The organism is Xanthobacter sp. NM-59, from assembly GCF_021401125.1.
Classification (GTDB): domain Bacteria; phylum Pseudomonadota; class Alphaproteobacteria; order Rhizobiales; family Xanthobacteraceae; genus Xanthobacter.
Map to the genome: position 1 here is coordinate 18,547 of NZ_JACBFQ010000001.1, position 19,784 is coordinate 38,330.

Sequence of the window (19,784 nt, forward strand, 5' to 3'; positions counted from 1 at the left end):
TGGCTCGTATTCGTTGAAATCTATGGCCGTTGTCACGCTGTGCATCCGCTCGCGCGCCTTGGGCCGGTCCGCGGTCTGCTCGGTGTGCGTCACGGCCCGGCGTGCTTTCGGTTGGGGGCGGCGATCAGGCCTGCTTGCGGATCTGGCGGCGCGCGATGTCGGCCACGGGGTGGAGCGCCGCCGGGTCGTCATCGCCCACCAGGCTGTACCCCAGGCCGTCGTCCGACCAGCTGAAGCCATGGACCCCATGCCCGGCGTGCGGCGTCATGGGCGCCTCGGCATCCGCTTGCATCGGCCGGGCCAGCATCACCAGGCGCTTGCCCTGGTCGTCGTCATACATGAACAGGGCGGCCGGGCCATGCTCGGTGGCCACGACGCGGCCGCCCATGAAGCGATATCCGGCCGCGGCGAGATCGGGGATGGCCACGGGCCGCCCCAGACGCCGCGAGGTCCAGGCGGCAAGCTGCGCGCGATCCTCGGCGCGGATTTCGACAGGCCGGGCGCGGTCCGGCGCGAACACGGCGTAGCTGGCGGAAGCCTCTTGGCCCAGCGCCTGGAGGCCCTCGGCCGGGGGCGTCTGGAAGCCGCGCGCCATCCATCCCGCTCCGGCGCCGACGGCAAGCAGCAGCACGGCCGCCGCCGCCGTCCTCCAGTGCGAACGCCAGCTTGGGCGGGCACGGGCTTCGATCATGCGCTGAAGGTCGAGCTCGGGCGGCAGGGGCTCTTCGGCAACAGGAGCGAGGGCGGCGCGCAACATGTCGCGTTCCGCGCGAAAAGCCTCGATCCGCGCCGCGGTTTCGGGGTGGGCGGCGAGATAGCTGACCACCTCGGCGCGGCGCTCGGCGGTCAGGGCATCGTCCACATAGCCGTTCAGGTCGTCCTCGGTAACGGGGCGGATGCTCATTTCACTCTCCGCAGGTGCGGGTGGGCGCTCTCGCGCCGCGCATGGTCCGACATGGCATCATGAAGCCGCTCCCGGGCGCGCGACAGGCGGGACATCACCGTGCCCACGGGAATGTCCAGCACCTTGGCCGCCTGCGCGTAGGAAAGGTCCTCGACGCCCACCAGCAGAAGCACCGCGCGCTGCTCCTCCGGCAGGTGGCCGAGGGCGGCAAGGGCGTCCTGGTAGTGCAACTGCTCCTCCTGCGGTGCCGCGTGGGCAAGCTCACCCTCGCCGGCCTCCTCGATGGGCACGGCCTGGGGGCGGGCCGACGCGCGGCGCAGGCGGGTCATGGCGAGGTTGTGCAGAATGGCGAAGATCCACGCGCGGGCGTCCCCATCCTCCCGGCGCTGATGCCAGCGGCCCACCGCCCGTTCCAGGCAGTCCTGAACGAGGTCGTCCGCCGCCGCCCGGTCTCGCAGCAGCGCGCGCGCATAGCGCCGCAAGGCGGGAATGACGGGCGTGATGAGGCTCGCCATGTCGGCGCTCATGCGGACTTCTCCGTCGGCGTTGCTCCTCCGCCCGCGCGCCCGTGCGCCCTCGATCCGCGTTTCCATCCGGCGGAAGGCGCGGGCGTCGCCGCAGGGCGAGCGCGGGCGGAGGGGAAGGGCATTGCGGATCTCCATCGGGCACCGAGCCCGATCAACGGTGGGACCCCATGTAGCGTCGATTTATTCCCAACGCGCATGATTTTTTTGCCGGCATGAGTCGCCGGCGACCACCGAGGGAAAAATCTGAAATCCCGGGAATAAAGCCGGGGGTGGGTGGGTCAACGTCATGTCCGTTCCTGAAGAAGGGGATCCACCATGAGGACACTTTCCGCCTTCGCGCCACCCTTCGCGGCACCCTTGGCCGCACCCTTCGCCGTGCTGGCATTTTCCGCGAGCGCCGCTCTGGCGGGCCCGGCCGAAGATCTTGCCCGCGCGCGCGTCGCGGCCATCGCCGCCGGGGATCTTGTGGCCGTCACCGGCGTTTATGCTCCGGGTGCGCAGCTGCACTGGATCGGCGGTCCGTTGGACGGCACGTATGCGGGGCCGGAAGCGCTCACCGCCGTGTGGTCGAAGTTCGCTGCCGCGCAGGGCCCGCAGCAGGCTTCCATTGCCGCGATCTCGGAGGCGGCCAACCCCAAGGGCGCCACCGTCACCGCCGACGTGACCTTCGCCGGCAAGGCCAAGGTGGGGGTGCGCTATGTGCTGGTCTATCGCGAGGGCAGCCTGGTGGACGAGGTGTGGCAGGTCAAACCGGCCGCTGCGCGTTGAAGCAACCACGGGCGGTCGCTATGGGTGCGCCCCGCCCTCATGCGTGCCGTTGGAAGCGTGTCCATGACTGCCACCCGAGGAGCGGGCCACAGGGACACAGGGAGCGATCACCATGCTGACACGACGTTGCCTGCTGCTGTCCAGCGCGCTCGCCGCCATCGGCCTTGCCCCTGGGCCGCGCGCGCTGGCGGCGACTTTTCCGGTGTCCTACTCGGACGCGGAATGGCGAAAGCGGCTGACGCCGGAGCAATATGCGGTGTTGCGCCAGGACGGGACGGAGCGGGCCTATTCCAGCCCGCTCAATGAGGAGCACCGGCGCGGCACATTCGCCTGCGCCGGCTGCGGCAATGCGCTTTTCTCCTCCGCCACCAAGTTCGACAGCGGCACCGGCTGGCCCAGCTTCTGGGCGCCGCTCGCGGGGGCGGTGGGCGAAACCCGCGACTTCTCCTACGGCATGGCGCGCACGGCGGTGCATTGCGCGCGCTGCGGCGGGCATCTCGGCCACGTCTTCAAGGACGGGCCCCCGCCCACGGGCCTGCGCTATTGCATGAACGGCGTGGCCCTGAGCTTCGCTCCGGCGGTGGGGTGAGGCGCCATGGTGCGGTTGCCGCAGGCTTGCCGAGCTGGCACGCGCAACGGTCTCAGCCGCTCTCTCCGGGCGGTCGGGCCCTTTCGCTCAATGGCCCGTCCCTTCAGAGCGGCATGGAGCTGAGCTTTGTGACGTGGTGGCGGCGCGGTCGCAAGTGTGGGCCGGTCGCCTTCGCCTCGCCCTCGACGGGGCGCATGGGTCAAAGGCCTATGGCTCTGGGTGCCCATCCGCCGGCCCGGTGCCCTCGGAGAGCGTATGTCTTCGCAGAGCGTATGTTTGAGGTGGGGTGCATCAAACCGGGCGTCGAGGCCTGTGCCTTCGCTTCCAGCCGGGGCCCGGCTGAACAGGGAGAGATGTGATGACAGCCAGACGTGGCTTCCTTCTCGGCCTTGCGGCCGTGTGGCTGGTGGGCGCGAGCGTGCCGGGCGCGGCACAGGAGGGCATCGCTGTTCCGCCGCCGGCGCTTGATGAGACCGCCACCGCCCCCAGCGAGGTGGCGGTGCTGGCCGGCGGATGCTTCTGGGGCGTGCAGGGGGTGTTCCAGCATGTGAAGGGCGTGACGAGCGCCGTCTCCGGCTATGCCGGCGGGGAGGGTGCGACCGCGCGCTATGGCATGGTGAGCAGCGGCGCCACGGGGCATGCGGAGTCGGTGAAGGTCACCTTCGATCCCCGGCAGATCAGCTATGGCGAGATCCTGCGGATCTACTTTTCCGTGGCCCACGATCCGACCCAGCTCAACCGCCAGGGACCAGACCACGGCACCCAGTATCGCTCCGCCATCTTTCCCATGGACGATCAGCAGGCGCGCATTGCCAAGGCCTATATCGCCCAGCTCGACGGCGCGCGGATCTATGATGCCGCCATCGCGACGCGGATCGAGCCGGGCCACGCTTTCTTTCCGGCCGAGGCGGCGCATCAGGACTTCCTCACTCGAAATCCCGGCAATCCGTACATCGTCGTCAATGATTTGCCCAAGATCCGCAATCTCGCCCGCCTTTATCCCGATCGCTACCGCGCCGTGCCGGTGCTGGTGGGGCAAAGCGGGCGCTGAGGGGCTGGCGGCGAATTCTTGATCGGCGGTGGGAATAAATCCGGCTGAGCGGAGTCGATCCTTCAGGCGCCGCCACGCTGGGCTTTCCAACGGGCGGCGCCGCCAACCCATCCGCCGGATCCCTTCCGGTCCGCGCTGCCGTGCTGCCCCTTCCTGAGAGCGGCGGTGCCCTGGAGACAGTCTTCATGATCAAGCTTGCCGTTCTGGCCATCGCGGCCCTTGCCGCCGGCATGTCGAGCGCCTGTGCCGCCGACCTCAATATCTACGGGCCGGGTGGTCCGCTGCCGGCCATGAAGGAGGCCGCCGCCGCCTTCGGAAAGGCCAAGGGCATCGAGGTGGCCGTGACCGCCGGGCCCACATCCGCCTGGATCGAGAAGGCCCGGCAGGATGCCGACCTCGTCTTCAGCGGCTCCGAGGCGATGATGACCGACTTCGTTGCCGCCATGAATGGCCAGATCCGCAGCGAGGATGTGGAGCCGCTGTACCTGAGGGCCTCCGCCATCCTGGTGCGGCCGGGCAACCCCAAGGGCATTCACGGCCTCGCGGATCTGATGAAGCCGGGGGTGAAGGTGCTCGTCGTCCATGGCGCCGGTCAGACCGGCCTCTGGGAAGATGTGGCGGGCCGCACGGGCAGCATCGACGATGTGCGGCGCCTGCGCGCCAATATCGGCTTCTTCGCCCCCAACAGCGCCGTGGCAAAACAGAAATGGGTGGATGAGACGGCCTACGACGCCTGGATCATCTGGAACATCTGGCAGGTCTCCAATCCGCAGCTGGCGGACACGGTGGAGATCGACCCCGAGCACCGCATCTATCGTGACACTGGAATCGTGGAGACCGCGCGCGGGCAGGCGAAGCCGGCCGCCAAGGCGTTCGTTGCCTTCCTGAAGAGCCCGCAGGGTGCGAAGATTTTTGAGAAATGGGGCTGGCACAACCCCGCGCATTGAGCACCAGGACACTTTCCATCACAAGATGTAACAGAGTGGCCACGCGCGGAGATCGGGACTATTGGCCGACAAAGCATATCCCGGGGCAGGTTGGCCCCGGGCGTTTGCATCAAAGGCTTTGCCGCGAAAGTGCAGGGGGCTCGGCGCGGGGCCGGCATGGTGTAAGCGGGGGTTGGCCTCGATTGTCTCAATGCTTCATCGGCGGGCGATCAGGGCCTAAATCCGCGGCAGGATGCCAAATATTCAGCCATTATTCCGCCCGTTGTTAACTGTGCTTGGTGGGAAATCCACATCCTAGCAATAAGTTGCATTTGCGGATGGTGACCTGGGGCTAATGATTGTCGCTGAGATGGGGGCATCGAACTGGCAATCGTCATTGCCGGGTATCTGGTTCCCGGGCAGGCCCGGGATCCGGTACGGGGCAGAGCCGAGCGCGAGAAATCATTCGAAGTGACGACGGCATGACCTTCCCGCTGCCCCCGGTGGCGGGAGAGTGCTGCCAATGATGAGACGCATTCGCATCTTTCGTTGATTTCAACGGAAATGTACAATAGTACCCCCGCCTCAGGCGTGGGTCGTGTGACGCGACCCGTGATGTCAATCGGTTGAGTGCTGAGGGTCCCAATGTCCGTAACCAATGATGCCGTTTCCGTCGGAAGCTATGCCGCCTCCTCGAAGCCGGGCGGGGGAAGTGGTGCGGGTTTCCTGGCGCGGTTCAAGATCTTCACGAAGATCCTCATGGTGGTGGGCGTTCTCGCGCTGGCCGCGCTGGTGATCACGGCCATTGGCGTTCGCTCGCTGAGCGCCCTCAATTCCACCGCCCAGTCCATGAGCGGCGTTTCGGAAGCCGCTCTGAATGGCGCGCGCCTGTCCATCGGCATCACCATGCTCAGCCGCGGTGAATATCGCATCGCCATCGATCCGAGCGAGAATGCCCGCAAGGACATCATGCGGCAGGTGGAGGAGGAGCGCGCCCGGTTCTATAAGTACCTCGACGCGCTCTCCACCGCGCTGAGCGATCCCGCCGACCGCGCGCGCCTGGAGGAGATCCGGGCCCGGTTCGACACCTATATGGAGCAGATGGCGTCGACCGTGCGCACGGCGGAGAATGTGCAGGATCAGGAGGTCAGCGAGGCCACGGCGGTGCTGCGGGATTCCGCTCTGCGCGGGCGCGCGGCGGCTGAGAATGTGCGCAAGAGCGTTGCCGCCCTGGTGGGCTCTCTCGACCAGCGGATGAGCGCGTCGGTGGTTGGCGCCGAAGCTGAATACCGCAAGGCCTCCATGGTCATGATGGCGGCCGCCGCCATCGGCATTTTCGTGGCGCTGGCGCTGGGCTATGTGATTGGCCAGTACGGCATTTCCCGCCCCATCCGCCATATCGTCGACGTGCTGCAGCAGATTGCCCGGGGCGATTTCCAGACCAACGTGGTGGGCGTGGACCGCGCCGACGAGGTGGGCGAGGTGGCGCGCTCGGCCCTGGTGTTCAAGCGGAACGGTGAGGAGAAGGTGCAGCTGGAGCGGGAGGCCGAGGAGGCCAAGCAGCGCGCCGAGGCCGACAAGCGCGCCTCGATGGCGCGTTTGGCCGAGGGCTTTGAAGCCTCGGTTGGCGGCATCGTCGACATCGTGTCTTCCGCTGCCACCGAGCTTGAGGCGTCGGCCCAGACCCTCACTGCCTCCACTGAGGAGACTTCGGTGCAGAGCTCGGCCATGGCCTCGGCCTCGGAGCAGGCGTCGGCGAATGTGGAAACCGTGGCTGCCGCTGCCGAGGAGCTGGCAGGTTCCATCGCCGAAATCGGTCGCCAGGTGGAGGAGTCCGCACGCATGGCCCGCAACGCGGCGGCGAATGCCGATGCCACCGCATCGAAGATGCAGTCGCTTTCGGAATCGGCCACCAGCATCGTCGCGGTGGTCGACCTCATCAGCGCCATTGCCCAGCAGACGAACCTTCTGGCCCTGAATGCCACCATCGAGGCCGCGCGGGCGGGCGATGCCGGCAAGGGGTTTGCGGTGGTCGCCTCCGAGGTCAAGAGCCTCGCGGAGCAGACCGGCAAGGCGACCCAGCAGATCGCCGACCAGATCTCCGCCATTCAAAGCTCCACCCGCGAGTCGGTGGACGCAATGGCGGCCATCAACAAGTCGATCGACGATATCAACGGCGTCTCCAGCCTGATCGCCTCCGCCGTGACCCAGCAGATGGCGGCGACCGGTGAAATCGCCCGCAATGTCCAGCAGGCTGCCGTGGGCACCAAGCAGGTGTCCGAGAATATCGAGAGCGTGAGCATCGCCGCGCGCGATTCCGGCGCGGCGTCCACCCAGGTACTCGCCTCGGCCGAGGAGCTGGCCAAGCAGGCCGAGCGCCTGCGCGGTGAGGTTCACTCGTTCCTGTCGAACGTCCGCGCGGCGTGATCCTCCGGCGGTGAAGAAAGGCAAGGCGCCCGCTGCCCGCAGCGGGCGCCTTCGCGATGGCGGAGCCGCGCCGGATGCCGGCACCCATTGAAGAAGAGCGGCGGCTAAGGTTCCGCCTGTGCTTGCGGGGTGGGGCGCCCTGAACGCCACCTTGAAGGCGCCATTCCACTCCAGCGGCGGAAGCTGCGCACGAAGGCGCTCTGGGTGGAATAGGACAGCGCGGCCGAGATCTCTCCAATGGAAAGCTCCGTCAGCGCCAGCAGTTCCGAGGCCATGACGAAGCGCACCGCATCACGCTCGCGCGCAAAGGATGTGCCTTCCGCAGCCAGGCGCCGGTCGAGGGAGCGCGGCGAGGTGTGAAGGCGCCGGGCGATGGCATCGAGGGATGTCTCGTTCAGGCTCAGGGCCGGTCGCAGCACATGCCGCAGCCGCTCCGTGGTGGAAAGCGCGGACAGGCCCAAGGTCGCCGACAGCGTGGCCAGCAGATGTTCCCGCCGTGCCGGATCGAAGGTGGGGCAGGGGGCCGACAGATCCACCCGCCGCAGCAGAATACAGGTTTGGGGCTGATTGAAGCGGACCTCGGTTCGCAGCAGGGCCTCGAAAAGCGAGGGGGTCGGCGGCGGCCTGAAGGAGAAGTGCACTTCAAGCGGCATGACGGCCCCGCCGGAGAGGCTGCGGATCATGTTCGCGCCCGCACCCATGGCCAGGCCGTAAATCTGATCGGCGCCCGGGGCCTGGCGGTCGTAGATGCCGAAACCCAGCGCCGTGCACTCACCCATGGGGATGAGGTAGGAGCAGGCAGCCTGGGACATGCCGCCCTGCATGCTCACATAGTCGGCGAGCGCCTGGCCGACGGTTGGCGCCGAGGCCATCAGTTCCCCCACCGGTCCGAGGCAGCGATGGTCGTTGCGCGCGCCCACGCGCACGCCCAGCTCGGCCTGCCCGGCGAGGGCCGAGGCCCGCGCCATCATGGCCAGCGCCTGGCTGAAGGGCACCCGCGCACCGCTGACGAGATCGCGCGGACCGAAGCTCAAGCCCGCGAACACCGGCCGCGGGTCAATCCCCAGCTCTTCCAGCACTGCAGGCAATGCCGCCGCCGGGCTGACCCTCTGCAAGGCTGTCCTGGATGGGTCGGTCATCGGGCCCCGCTGGCGAGAAATGGCAAACAGGGGACGCGGTAGCACGCCTAGCATCGCGCGCAAAACATCACGAGGGCGTATGCCTTTTGCGGCTTTTTCCGCGCTCCGGGCGTTTCCGGGCCGGGGGCAGCCCCGAGGATCGCCCAGCTAAGGGAGACTTCCCATGAATGAAATGTTTGGTCCAGGCGCGATGTCCCGTCGCGCCTTCCTGGCGACGACTGCGCTGGGAACGCTGGCCGCGGCCATGCCCGCCGCCCGCGCCGCGAGTTCTGCTGTAGAAGAGGCGCGCCAGATCGCCGTCGACGCCTATGTCTACGGCTACTCGCTGATCACCACCGACATCACCCGCCTGCAGATGAGCAACGTGGCCAAGGCTGGGCTGATGAGCGCCCCGATGGGCTCGTTCTTCAATGTCCGCGGCTATCCGCCGGCGACCTATCGCGGCGTTTCGGCCACCAATGCGGACACGCTCTATTCCATGGCCTGGCTCGACCTGAAGGAGCCCATGGTCTTCAGCCACCCCCAGATTACGGACCGCTTCTTCAACTTCGAGCTGGTCGACCTGTGGATGGTGGTGAAGCACTCCGTTGGCACCAACACCACTGGAACCGATGCCGCCACCTATCTCTTCACCGGTCCCGGGTGGAAGGGCGAGGTGCCCAAGGGCATGACGCATATCGCCTACCCGACCCGCTATCTGGGCGTGCTCGGCCGCACCTACGCGCTCGATACCCCCGAGGATCTGGCGATCGTCCACAAGCTGCAGGACCAGTACAAGGTCGTACCGCTGTCCGCCTACGGCAAGGACTACACCTTCGCCGCGCCGCCGGTGGAGGATGTGGGCATCAAGATGGACGAGGCGCCGCAGAAGGTGATCCTCGCCCTTGGGCTGGAAGGCTACTTCAACTGGATGACGCGGCTGATCCCCGCCGCGGCGGAGCCTGCCGCCGAGGATGCGCCGCTGCTCGCGCGGATTGCCAAAATCGGCATCGTGCCCGGCCAGCCGTTCGAGATGTCGAAGCTGAGCGCGGAGGTACAGGCGGCGCTGAAGGACGTGCCGCAGATCGTCACCGACAAGCTCAATGAGGGCTGGGCCCATCTCGGCAAGAACGTGAACGGCTGGCGCGTCACCACAACGGGCGCGATTTATGGCACTGATTATCTCACTCGCGCCATCTGGGCCTCGAATGGCTGGCCGGCCCAGCAGCCCGAGGTGTCGGTCTATCCGACCACCTATGTGGACGGCTCCGGCGCCAAGCTCGATGGCCGCAACAGCTATACGCTCACTTTCCGGAAGGGGGAGATGCCGCCGGTCAATGCCAAGGCCTTCTGGTCCATCACCATGTACCAGATCGACAACGGGCTGTGGTTCTATCCCAACAAGCTGAACAGGCTCACGCTCAGTACGCGCAACAGCTTCGTCTACAACAAGGACGGCTCGCTGACGCTCTACTTTCAGAACGAGTCCCCCGGCGCGGACAAAGAGGCGAACTGGCTGCCCGCGCCCGCCGCACCATTCGCCATGACCATGCGGCTTTATTGGCCCAACCGCACTGCACCGTCGATTCTCGATGGCTCCTGGGCCCCACCGCCGGTGGTGAAGGCCTGATCTCAGCCGCCCGATGCCCGGCGTTTTCGCCGGTGTCGGGCGGGCATGCTCCGGCAAGGATCGAAAAAGGATCGCGGTTCGCGGATGGGCGAAGCTCTGGCCGCGATCCCTGGAGCAAAAATGACCGGCAAAAATGGCCATGGGCTGCACTTAGGCGGCCGATCACACGGGATCGCGGCCTTGCGACAAGGCCGCGCTGGCGCCCGGCAGGGGCTGGCGTCGTGACGCTTATCGCGCGCAAGGGGTCTCGCTGGCCATCATCGGCGACGTCGCGAGCCGCTAAAGCGTTCATGAGCTGGAGGAAGTTGCAGGCTGGTGGTTCGGCATCGCGCCGCAGCGTGCGAAAGAAGTGGCTCCCCGAGCAGGACTCGAACCTGCGACCATTCGATTAACAGTCGAACGCTCTACCAACTGAGCTATCGGGGACCAGGTCGTTTCCGACCGAGGCCGGCGATATAGCAACCGGTTTTCCGCTTGTGAAGCCCTAAAGCGAAAAGGGTTGTTTCAACCTGTGGAAAGTTCCCCGGCCCGAGCGGGTCGGGGAACGCGAAAATCAAGCGCGCAGAAGGGTATCCGGCGTGTCGTCGCCCGGCGTCGCCTGGTCGTGGGCGAACTGGAGATGATAGAAGCCATAGTAGCGCCCGCGCTTGGCGAGCAGCTCTTCGTGGGTGCCTGATTCCAGAACCCGGCCGCTATCGATCACGCAGATCTTGTCGGCCTTGACCACGGTCTGGAGCCGGTGGGCGATGACGATGGTGGTACGCTGGTTCTGCAGCACGCTGAGGGCCTTCTGGACCTCCGCTTCCGACTCGCTGTCGAGCGCGGCGGTAGCCTCGTCGAGCAGGAGGATGGGCGCATCCTTCAGGAAGGCCCGGGCGATGGCGATGCGCTGGCGCTGGCCGCCGGAAAGCTGCGTGCCGTGCTCACCCACATGGGTGTCGTAGCCGTACTCGAAGCCCATGATGAAGTCGTGGGCATGGGCGGCGCGGGCAGCGGCCATGATCTCGTCCTCGGTGGCGCCGGGCCGGCCGAAGCCGATATTCTCGCGCACGGTGCCGGAGAACAGGTAGACATCCTGGCTCACCAGCGCGACCGCGCTGCGCACCGAGCGGCGCGTGACGGTGCGCGTGTCCACCCCGTCGAAGCTCACCACGCCGGACTGCGGGTCGTAGAAGCGCTCGATGAGGTTGATGACGGTGGTCTTGCCGCCGCCGGACTGGCCCACCAGGGCCGTGGTCTGGCCCGGCTCTGCAACGAGGTTGAGGCCGCGCAGGACCGCCTCGCCCTGACGATAGCCGAACACCACGTCCTTGAGCTCCACCCGCCCGTGGGGGCGCGGCAGGTCCGGCGTGCCGGCCGGCTCTTCTTCGGGCGCCTTGGAATCGAGCAGCTCGAACAGCATGCGCGCGCCCATCAGGTGGGTCACCAGCTCCACATGCAGCCGCGAGAGCCGCTTGGCGGGCTCGTAGGCGAGCAGCAGGGCGGTCAGTACGGAGAAGAACTGGCCCGGCGACTTGCCCGCCACGATCACGTTGTAGCCCGCATAGAGAATGACGCCGCCGATGGCGAGGCCGCCCAGGGTTTCCATCAGCGGGCTGGACTTGGCCTGGGTGCGCACGAGCCGGTTGGCGTTGCGCTCCACGTCATCGATGTATGAGCGGGTGCGCGCGCGCATCTCCGGCTCCAGCGTGTACGCCTTCACCGTGCGGATGCCCTGGAACACCTCGATGGCGATGGAGGACAGCTTCACGCCCGACTTGAAGCCGGTGGTGAACAGCCCCTTGGCCCGGCGGATGAGCTTGCGCGTGCCGAACACCGCCGTGGGCATCACCACCAGCGCGATGATGGCCAGGAACGGATCCTGCACAATGGCCACCGTCGCCAGCATGAGGAGCGACAGCAGGTCGCGCCCGATGGACGAGATCACCAGATCCAGCGTACCCCGCGCCCCGTTGGCGCCGGCCGCGAAGCGCGACGACACCTCCGCCGTGTGGCGGGTGGCGTAATAGGACACGTCCTGTTGCAGCAGCCGGTCAAAGGCGCGCTTCTGATTGTCGGCGACGATGCGGTTGCCCACCCGCGCCATGGCGATGGTCTGGCCAAAGGCGGAAGCGCCCTTGACCACGGAAAGCAGCATCACCGCGCCCGACACCAGCCACACCGCCTCCGGCGTGGGCGTGATGAAGATGGCGTTGACGGCATCGTTCATGAGGTAGGCGAGGGCGGCCGTGCAGGCGCCCATCATGGCCATGAAGGAGAGGGCAAGGGCATAGCCCTTCCAATGTCGCTTGCCATCCGAGAGCAGGAGGCGGCGCAGGATCGACGTCGTCTCTTCACTGCTCACGGGATCCCGCGAAGGGGGCACCGGTTTTGCGTTCATGCGGTTCTCCGGCGGCGGGCGAACGGCCGGCCGCTTGTGCGCTGTTCAAGCGCCATGGCCCTGGCAAGTCAATCGCGGGCAAATCAAACGCGAGCGTGGCCTGCGCGTGCGGTGCTTGGCATCTGCGAGGCTATTCCGCCGCCGCGCGCTCTAATTTGCCCATATGGGCGTCGAGGCATTCGGCAGGCTGGGAGAAATGTGCCGGGCACCGTGGAGGCCACGGAGGGAATCGAACCCCCGTACACGGATTTGCAGGGCGGTGACAGCCATGACGTCCGAACGTACAGTCCGAAAAAGCGTATCCGCAAAGTGGCTTACTGCCAGAGAAGTCAGCTTTGCGGATAATCCGGCTGAACATACGGATTTGGTGACAAATGGACCTAGTGACAAATTCCGTGGCAATCGAGGACGGCAGCCGCGAGGCCACGCTTGAGCATTTCATGCGTGAGCGCGGCATTGATCGCATGGAAACCCTGGTCTCCAAGGCGGAGGCGAAGGGGCTCGCCAGCGAGACGCCCGGCGCTATGAATGCAATCCGGTCCCTCATCCAGCCCATGGCAGATGGCGTGGCCGAACTGTTCGCGGCGGAGCGGGCGCGGAAGATGGGCCGCCCGTCCATCGTCATGTCGAAGATCGGCGAGATGGAGCCCGACCTCGTCGCTTACCTAACCATCAAGGAAACCATCAATTATGCGGCGGGGCGCTGCCCGCTGGGCCGTCTGACTCACCACATTGGCTCGGTGCTTGAAGACGAGGTGCGCATGGCGGTGTTCGATAACGCCGCGCCGAAGCTCTACCGGACCGTTGACCGCGACGTGAAACGCAAATCGTGGGACGCGGTTCACGCTGAATTGATCTTCTCCGCTGCCGCCAAAGCGGCGGACATCGAGCTTCCTCGGTGGAGCCGTGCCGACAAGATGCAGGTCGGAACCCGCCTTGTGGACATCCTCATCGAGCGCACTGGGCTCATGACGGTCTTTGATGTCCATGAACGCAAGAACAGCACCGTCAAGGTGGTCGAGATGACGGAGTTCGGCCGCCGGTGGATCGCTGACTTCAACGGCAAGGCCGGCCTTCTTCGCCCCTCGCTCACGCCCACCGTCGTCCCTCCCGTCAAGTGGGTGGGGACCACTGGGGGTGGCTATCTGACGCACGCAATCCGCAGCTTTTGCGTCGTGAAGCGGACCTACCGTTCCCATGTCGAAGCCCTGAAGGCGGCGCCAGGGATGCCCGCCATCTACCGGGCCATGAACGCCATCCAGGAAACGCCATGGGCGATCAATGGGAAGGTCCTCGACGTCATGCTGGAGGCGGACGAGCGCGGCATCCTCCTTCCTGGGATGCCCCCGCCCAACCCGAACCCGCTTCCCGAACGGCCGGCCGACATCGACACCAACGAGGCCGCGCGGCGGGCCTGGAAGGAGAAAGCGAAGCTCGTCTATGAGCAGAACGCGGAGGATGAAGGCCGGCGGCTTGAGCTGGCGCAGCTCCTGACGATAGGGAAGGAGTATCGGGGCGACGCGCAGATTTATTTTCCGCAACAGCTTGACTTTCGCGGAAGAGTCTACTCCATCCCCAACACGCTGCACCCGCAAGGCTCCGATCGTGGCAAGGCGCTTCTGCACTTCGGCCCCGGAAAGCCCCTCGGAGATACCGGGCTGCGCTGGCTCGGCATCCACGGCGCCAACGAGTTCGGTGTGGACAAGGTCAGCTTCGACGACCGCGTCTCCTGGGCCATGGAGCACCGGGAGGCCGCCGCTGCCTGCGCCCGCGATCCGTTCTCGAACCGCTGGTGGACCGAGGCGGACAAGCCTTGGGAGTTCCTGTCGTGGTGCTTCGAGTTCGGCGCCATCGACTGGAGCAACAGCCCCGAAGCCTTCGTGTCCCACCTTCCCGTCGCCCAGGACGGGAGCTGCAACGGGCTCCAACATTTCAGCGCCATGCTGCGCGACCCTGTCGGCGGCGCGGCGGTTAACCTCGTGCCCTCCGACGTCCCGCAGGACATCTATCAGCGGGTGGCGGATCGCGCGGTTGAGCGGTTGGCAAAGGAAGTGGCTGATGCCCGTGCCGAGGGTCGGGAGGACGAGAAGGCTCGCTGGGCTTATGGCTGGCTGGCGTTCGGCCTCAACCGGAAGATCACCAAGCGCCCGGTCATGGTGCTGCCCTATGGGGGCACGATGACGAGCTGCCTGGAGTACACCCGCGCCGCTGTCCGAGAGCAGATCAAGGATGGAAAGGGGCACAACTTTGGCGACGAGTTGCCCAAGGCGGAAGCCTATCTGGCCTCCACCATCTGGGCCGCCATCGGCGACGTGGTGGTCGCGGCGAGGGCCGTTATGTCGTGGCTTCAGAAGGTCGCGCGAGTGGCCGCGAAGGCAGGCGTGCCGCTCCAGTGGACCACCCCAAGCGGCTTCGTGGCGCACCAGGAATACCGCGACCTGCGCCGCCGCCGCGTCGAGAGCCGGCTGCGCGGGGCCGTGGTCAAGGTCTACTACCAGGAGGACACCGACCAGCTCCACGTCAGCCGGCAGGCCCTGGGCATCTCGCCCAACTTCGTGCACAGCATGGATGCCAGCGCCATGATGCTCACCATCAACAGGTGCCTTGACGATGGCATCGGTGCCTTCGCCATGATCCACGACAGCTATGGGACCTACGCGGCCGACACCGACCGGCTGTCGCAGCACCTGCGCTCGGCCTTCGTGGATATGTATGAAGAGCACGATGTGCTGCGCGAGTTCCGGGATGCCGTGGTCGCGGCCCTTCCTCCAGAGGCGTCGGAGTTCGACATCCCTCCGCTTCCGCAGATGGGAACCCTCGACCTTCAACGGGTGCGGGAGTCCGCCTACTTCTTTGCTTAGAAGGTACGTTCAGGCGTAATAAACGCTCGAACGGACTTTCCCGCCACTCTTGCCTAAATTGGAACATCCAGCCCATGAACGCTTCTCCTAAGCCTTCCATCACCATCCGCATCGGCGCTGCCCATTGGGACGCCACCTTGGCGGACGGGACCAACTTCGATTTCGCCAGCATGACCTCGAACGAGCGCCGGCAGTGGTACCGGGCGTTCGGTGACATCGTCTGGGATACCTACGGCCACAACGTGAAGGGATACCGGCCTCGGTGACCTTCCTCGTCATCCTCGGAGCCTGTGTTGTCGGGGCCATCTTCCTCTTCGGCCTCGACTTCCTCTCCGACCTCCTCCTCGACACCTTCAACAACGACAGGAACCCCTGAAATGAACGACACCACCACTGCCCCCGCCTTCACCGACATCTTCGGCAACGACATCCGCATCGGCGACGAGGTGGCGCACGTGAAGCGCGGCCCCGGCGGCTACATGAGCATTCCCGTGACCAAGGTGGAGGGCTTCACCGCCGCCATGGTGGTCATGGAGAGCGGCCTCAAGGCTCGTCCGCATCTCGTCGTCGTGAACACCGCCGCCCGTGCCGCTGCCAGCGAAGAGGCGGTCGGCTGATGGAAACCGTCACGATCACTAAGGAAGAGCACCAGCGGCTCCTCCGGGCGGAAGTCTGGGTGGACGCCCTGGAAGCGGCCGGCGTCGATAACTGGGAGGGCTGTGCAGAAGCCGCCCAGATCTATCGCGAGTTCTGTGAGGAGGAAGGTCTCCTTCTCGACGAATGAACCACGACACCCTCGTCAACGCGCCTTCCGAGGTGGTTGCGCAGGTGGCGATGACGCTCATCGACCGCCTTCAGGATCACCCGCCGGCCCTCCAGTGCGCCGGCCTCGCCTCGGTCTTCCTGGCCGCCTGCCGGGTGCACCGAGTGAACCCCCACGAAGTCCTCAACGTCGCCCAGAACCTCATGGCCGACACCATCCACGGCGAGCGTCCCGAGTTCCGGGCGCTGCGCCTCTATGCGGAGCACGAGCTGAAATGAACATCCACGGCACCATCAACATGGGCGACGTCAACATCACCTTCACCGACGAGGGCCTCGCCATCGACGGCGCCATGCCGAACACCATTCGTTCCGGCCTCGCCATCGGTTCCGCCATCGTGACCCAGGTCCTCATCGACTGCGGCGCGTCGGAGCATGCGTTCGGCACCGCTTTCCTGAATGCGTTCGGCGACTATGCCGTCCAGGCCGCCAATCAGGCCGAGGAGCAGGCGGTCGCCCAGGCGCTCGATGCCATCAAGGAGATGCTCGCCGAGGCCATCTTCGAGCAGGAAGAGTTCGACCTCTTCGACCCCAAGCACAGCGGCGAGTGAACGCATCCGGCGCGTCCGAGCCGTGCTCAAGTGGTACGGCCGGACGTACTGGTTTCCCTCTTCAGGAATTTGGAGTGCACCAAATGAACGCGCACACGCCGATTGACATCAACGATCCCTACGGCCGGGGGCTCCTTAAGGAAGTCCTGGCGCAACTGGAGCGCACCAGCGCTCGCCTTGACCGGCTGGAGCAGAAAGCACGACCGAAGGAGACGCCGGACCTCCTCCCCAAGCTGGAGCGGTCCCTCATGCAGGCCCTGGAAGAGGCTCACGCCAAGCTCCCCGAGCCGCACTTCGTCAGCGAGAAGACGGGCAACAACGCCACCAGCCTGTACGTCCTCCAGGATGCCATGGGCTTCGTGGTCCCCGTCAGCCGGTGGGCGGATATGTGCCGGCGGCTGGAGGCCCTGCCCAGCTTCTACGGGAGCGACCGCTTCAAGGGCCGGAAGCGCTCGGGCTGGCCGACGCCCTGCTTCGACCTCGCCGAAGTGGAACAGGCGCTCCTCCTCATGTGGCCGGGCCGGAAGAAGGACCACTCCGACAGCAAGGCGCACGACATCATCCGCAAGTTCAAGAGCAAGTGGGGTGTGAAGTGAACGCCGTCGTCATCGTCGAAGACCCCGCCTACCTCGCCCGGGAGATCAACTACAACCATCAGCAAGTGGTCGAGCACGGCAAGTCCATGCTGGCCTACGCCGTAGAGGCGGGGAAGCACCTAATCGCCGTCAAGGGGATGCTCCAGCACGGCAAGTTCGGGAAGTGGGTGAAGGAGAACTGCGTGTTCTCTGAGCGAATGGCCCGCCGGTACATGCAGGTTGCCAAAACGGACACGCGTGACCGTTTTGACCTCGATACCAGCCTTCGGAAGTTCCTCGGCATTGAGGACGCCAAGACCCCGCACCCCACCCCCACCGACCTCTCCCAGGACGACGCTTCCCACGCCCTGAAGCTCCACGCCCTGGTGGAACGTGGCGCCACCGAAGGGGAGCGTGACGTGGCCCGGCGGAAGCTGGAAGCCTTCGCGAAGGGGTTTGGCCGCACGGCTGAAGCGCTCGTGGAGAAGGCCCAGGACATCCTCCCGGACTGGCAGAAGACTGACAAGCAGGTCCGCGTGGAGAAGGCAGAGGCCGAAGCCCAAGCCGCCAAGGCCGAAGCCGCCGCCCTCCGCGCCCAGCTTGAAGCCATCAAGGGCCGCATCAATCAGCTCCGCACGGACTGCATGGGCATGACGCGGGAGGCGCTGGAGGAGGCTTACATCGGCCTCGTTCTGGAGCGGGAAGGTCTCACCAAGATCAACGAGAAGGCCGCCCGATGAACGACACGCCCCGCGCCCTGCGCATTGCCAAGCTCTATTGGGCTGACGGCCAACCCATCCCCATCGACCTCTTTCTCGAACTCCTGGACCTGGGTCTCGACGCCCAGGCCCTGGAAGACGAACACCTCTACAACCAGGACTGAGACACAACATTGGCTGACAAGAAGAAGCGCAACAAGATCAAGATCGGCAGCTTCGTGAGCCCCATCGGCATTGCGAGTTACCCGCATCTGAACAAGCCGGACACCAAGTGGAATGAAGCCGGCGAGTACCGTTGCACTCTTATCTACGACGAAGACGTCGCCGAAAACCTCCGCCCCAAGCTCGAAGAACTTCTCGACAAGGGCTTCGAGACCATGAAGAAGGAGCACTACGGCGACAACCCCAACACCGCCAAAGCGAAGCGCTGCGCCAAGCTCGACGTTCCGCTGAAGGCGGTGGAGGACGAGGAGGGTAACGAGACCGGCACCTACAAGCTGTCCCCGAAGAAGACGGCGTCCGGCGTCAAGAAGGACGGCACGCCCTGGACGGCCAAGGTTCAGGTCTTCGACAGCAAGGGCAAGAAGCTGAGCCCGGTCCCGTCCATCTGGGGCGGCTCCAAGCTCCGGGCCGACATCGACGTCTACGCCTACTTCGCCGCCAAGGACAACGCCATCGGCATCACCCTGGAGCTGGTTGGCGTCCAGGTTATTGAGCTGGTGGCCGGTTCCGGCGAGCGTGAGAGTGCCTTCGGCGAGGTCGAGGGCGGCTATGTGGCCTCCGAAGAGGAGGGCTTCGGTCGCGGCTCCGGTGAGGACGACGGCGAAGACGACAGCTCCTCCGACGATGACGACGAGGGCTCGGCCGACTTCTGATGGCAGTGACGAAAGACCGGGGCGTGGTCGAAGGCTATCGCTCCGGTCTCGAAGAGAAGCTCGCCGACCAGCTCAACCGGGCCGGCGAGCCTGTGGTCTATGAGCAGTTCAAGCTGCGCTACACGCAGCCCGAGAAGCCCCGCACCTACACGCCGGACTTCATCCTCCACAACGGCATCATCATCGAAAGCAAGGGGCGCTTCGTCACCGCCGACAGGCAGAAGCATCTCTTCATCAAGGCCGATCATCCCGCCTTGGATGTCCGCTTCGTCTTCTCAAATTCCCGGTCCCGCATCGGCAAGGCCAGCCCCACCACCTACGCCATGTGGTGTGAGCGCAATGGATTTCTGTTTGCCGACAAGTGGATACCGCAGGAGTGGCTCGACGAGCCGCTCGACCTCACACGCATGATCGCCGCGAAGGCGGCCCTCGGCTGGGACCCGCCGTCCTGGCCCTGATCTTCACGGGGAGCGTCCTTCGTCGGCGCTCCCCATCCACCGCCAGCTCTCCAGCAACCTAACGAAAGGTAAGGCAATGGCTTTCAAGCCGCTCATGTCCAAGTCGCAGACCCAGCTCCTCCTCGACCATTTCCGGGTGAAGGGCTCCATCTCCGGCATCGAAGCCCAGGCGCTCTACCGCATCCGCAGTCTCTCGCGCCGGATCAATGACCTCGAAGCTCGGGGCTACATCTTCGCCCGGTCCGAGGAGAAGGACCCAACTGAGCAGCGCTACACCCGTTACCACTTCATCGGCCTGAAGGCTGAGGGGAAGGCCGCGTGATGCAGCTCATCGACGCCACCCATTGCAAGGTGGGGCAGTATTTCCTCATCGCGCTCTCCAACACGCCCGGCGTCACGGGCACCGCGAGCGGTTCCTACTACCAGCCCGAGGTAGCCGAGGAGGAGGCTCGGAAGCGGGCCGCCAGCACCGGCCTCCCGCACCTCGTCGTGAAGGTGGAGAAGCATTTCAAGACCTCCTCCCAGGTGGTGGAGGTGACCAACGGACAGCAGTGAACTTGTATCGAAGGGGCCGTGCGCATCGTGCGGCTCCTCCGATGCTTG

Annotated in this window: 23 protein-coding genes and 1 tRNA gene; 19 read left to right on the plus strand and 5 right to left on the minus strand. The window is 65.8% G+C overall.

The genetic code is table 11. The features are described from left to right. Nucleotides 1–124 precede the first annotated feature (124 nt). Entirely contained in the window at nucleotides 125–904 is a 780-nt protein-coding gene (locus L0966_RS00065) for an anti-sigma factor (protein WP_234049808.1), read from the minus strand. Further along, on the minus strand, nucleotides 901–1,431 hold the full coding sequence (locus L0966_RS00070; protein ID WP_234049809.1) for an RNA polymerase sigma factor: 531 nt from the start codon (nucleotides 1,429–1,431) through the stop codon (nucleotides 901–903). Before L0966_RS00070 ends, L0966_RS00065 begins: the two co-directional genes overlap by 4 nt. A gap of 315 nt (nucleotides 1,432–1,746) precedes the next feature. Between L0966_RS00070 and L0966_RS00075 the strand changes: the two genes are divergently transcribed. The 5 genes from L0966_RS00075 (at nucleotide 1,747) to L0966_RS00095 (ending at nucleotide 7,192) form a co-directional block, all read left to right on the plus strand. Beyond that, nucleotides 1,747–2,199: a nuclear transport factor 2 family protein gene (locus L0966_RS00075; protein WP_234049810.1), complete on the plus strand. Its 453-nt coding sequence runs from the start codon at nucleotides 1,747–1,749 to the stop codon at nucleotides 2,197–2,199. Between the two features lie 112 nt (nucleotides 2,200–2,311). Further along, entirely contained in the window at nucleotides 2,312–2,788 is a 477-nt protein-coding gene (gene msrB / locus L0966_RS00080; protein WP_234049811.1) for a peptide-methionine (R)-S-oxide reductase MsrB, read from the plus strand. 358 nt (nucleotides 2,789–3,146) lie between these two features. Further along, nucleotides 3,147–3,839, plus strand: a complete 693-nt coding sequence (gene msrA / locus L0966_RS00085; RefSeq protein WP_234049812.1) for a peptide-methionine (S)-S-oxide reductase MsrA — start codon at nucleotides 3,147–3,149, stop codon at nucleotides 3,837–3,839. Between the two features lie 185 nt (nucleotides 3,840–4,024). Beyond that, complete coding sequence (locus L0966_RS00090; protein WP_234049813.1) at nucleotides 4,025–4,786, plus strand: substrate-binding domain-containing protein; 762 nt, start codon at nucleotides 4,025–4,027, stop codon at nucleotides 4,784–4,786. Between the two features lie 624 nt (nucleotides 4,787–5,410). Next, nucleotides 5,411–7,192: a methyl-accepting chemotaxis protein gene (locus L0966_RS00095; RefSeq protein ID WP_234049814.1), complete on the plus strand. Its 1,782-nt coding sequence runs from the start codon at nucleotides 5,411–5,413 to the stop codon at nucleotides 7,190–7,192. Between the two features lie 104 nt (nucleotides 7,193–7,296). Here L0966_RS00095 and L0966_RS00100 read toward each other — a convergent pair whose 3' ends face one another. Then, the gene (locus L0966_RS00100; RefSeq protein WP_234049815.1) at nucleotides 7,297–8,307 is read right to left on the minus strand and encodes an AraC family transcriptional regulator; all 1,011 of its coding nucleotides are present in this window, start codon (nucleotides 8,305–8,307) and stop codon (nucleotides 7,297–7,299) included. Between the two features lie 187 nt (nucleotides 8,308–8,494). Here L0966_RS00100 and L0966_RS00105 point away from each other — a divergent pair, with 187 nt between their 5' ends. Then, nucleotides 8,495–9,940, plus strand: coding sequence for a DUF1254 domain-containing protein (locus tag L0966_RS00105; RefSeq protein WP_234049816.1), 1,446 nt, complete (start codon nucleotides 8,495–8,497; stop codon nucleotides 9,938–9,940). A 350-nt stretch (nucleotides 9,941–10,290) separates the two neighbouring features. Here L0966_RS00105 and L0966_RS00110 read toward each other — a convergent pair. Then, a tRNA-Asn gene (locus L0966_RS00110) sits at nucleotides 10,291–10,366 on the minus strand. A 127-nt stretch (nucleotides 10,367–10,493) separates the two neighbouring features. Next, nucleotides 10,494–12,284, minus strand: a complete 1,791-nt coding sequence (locus L0966_RS00115) for an ABC transporter ATP-binding protein (protein WP_370640579.1) — start codon at nucleotides 12,282–12,284, stop codon at nucleotides 10,494–10,496. A gap of 410 nt (nucleotides 12,285–12,694) precedes the next feature. Between L0966_RS00115 and L0966_RS00120 the strand changes: the two genes are divergently transcribed. From L0966_RS00120 to L0966_RS00180, 13 genes are all read left to right on the plus strand, one after another. Continuing rightward, the gene (locus tag L0966_RS00120) at nucleotides 12,695–15,181 is read left to right on the plus strand and encodes a DNA-directed RNA polymerase (protein ID WP_234049818.1); all 2,487 of its coding nucleotides are present in this window, start codon (nucleotides 12,695–12,697) and stop codon (nucleotides 15,179–15,181) included. Between the two features lie 74 nt (nucleotides 15,182–15,255). Continuing rightward, nucleotides 15,256–15,447, plus strand: a complete 192-nt coding sequence (locus L0966_RS00125) for a hypothetical protein (RefSeq protein WP_234049819.1) — start codon at nucleotides 15,256–15,258, stop codon at nucleotides 15,445–15,447. 111 nt (nucleotides 15,448–15,558) lie between these two features. After that, nucleotides 15,559–15,798 (plus strand): hypothetical protein, encoded by a 240-nt coding sequence (locus L0966_RS00130; protein WP_234049820.1) that lies wholly within the window; start codon nucleotides 15,559–15,561, stop codon nucleotides 15,796–15,798. Further along, nucleotides 15,798–15,965, plus strand: a complete 168-nt coding sequence (locus tag L0966_RS00135; protein WP_234049821.1) for a hypothetical protein — start codon at nucleotides 15,798–15,800, stop codon at nucleotides 15,963–15,965. Before L0966_RS00130 ends, L0966_RS00135 begins: the two co-directional genes overlap by 1 nt. Next, nucleotides 15,962–16,222, plus strand: coding sequence for a hypothetical protein (locus L0966_RS00140; protein ID WP_234049822.1), 261 nt, complete (start codon nucleotides 15,962–15,964; stop codon nucleotides 16,220–16,222). The genes L0966_RS00135 and L0966_RS00140 overlap by 4 nt, the downstream gene beginning before the upstream one ends. After that, nucleotides 16,219–16,554 (plus strand): hypothetical protein, encoded by a 336-nt coding sequence (locus L0966_RS00145; RefSeq protein ID WP_234049823.1) that lies wholly within the window; start codon nucleotides 16,219–16,221, stop codon nucleotides 16,552–16,554. The genes L0966_RS00140 and L0966_RS00145 overlap by 4 nt, the downstream gene beginning before the upstream one ends. An 83-nt stretch (nucleotides 16,555–16,637) precedes the next feature. Beyond that, complete coding sequence (locus tag L0966_RS00150; protein ID WP_234049824.1) at nucleotides 16,638–17,150, plus strand: hypothetical protein; 513 nt, start codon at nucleotides 16,638–16,640, stop codon at nucleotides 17,148–17,150. Then, a complete protein-coding gene (locus L0966_RS00155; RefSeq protein WP_234049825.1) occupies nucleotides 17,147–17,869 on the plus strand; it encodes a DUF3102 domain-containing protein in 723 nt (240 codons plus the stop codon). Before L0966_RS00150 ends, L0966_RS00155 begins: the two co-directional genes overlap by 4 nt. Further along, nucleotides 17,866–18,012, plus strand: coding sequence for a hypothetical protein (locus tag L0966_RS00160; protein WP_234049826.1), 147 nt, complete (start codon nucleotides 17,866–17,868; stop codon nucleotides 18,010–18,012). Before L0966_RS00155 ends, L0966_RS00160 begins: the two co-directional genes overlap by 4 nt. Nucleotides 18,013–18,021: 9 nt before the next feature. Beyond that, on the plus strand, nucleotides 18,022–18,723 hold the full coding sequence (locus L0966_RS00165; RefSeq protein ID WP_234049827.1) for a hypothetical protein: 702 nt from the start codon (nucleotides 18,022–18,024) through the stop codon (nucleotides 18,721–18,723). Continuing rightward, nucleotides 18,723–19,181: a hypothetical protein gene (locus tag L0966_RS00170; protein WP_234049828.1), complete on the plus strand. Its 459-nt coding sequence runs from the start codon at nucleotides 18,723–18,725 to the stop codon at nucleotides 19,179–19,181. Before L0966_RS00165 ends, L0966_RS00170 begins: the two co-directional genes overlap by 1 nt. A gap of 76 nt (nucleotides 19,182–19,257) precedes the next feature. Next, nucleotides 19,258–19,503: a helix-turn-helix domain-containing protein gene (locus L0966_RS00175; RefSeq protein ID WP_234049829.1), complete on the plus strand. Its 246-nt coding sequence runs from the start codon at nucleotides 19,258–19,260 to the stop codon at nucleotides 19,501–19,503. Beyond that, on the plus strand, nucleotides 19,500–19,736 hold the full coding sequence (locus L0966_RS00180) for a hypothetical protein (protein WP_234049830.1): 237 nt from the start codon (nucleotides 19,500–19,502) through the stop codon (nucleotides 19,734–19,736). Before L0966_RS00175 ends, L0966_RS00180 begins: the two co-directional genes overlap by 4 nt. The last annotated feature ends 48 nt before the right edge of the window (nucleotides 19,737–19,784 follow it).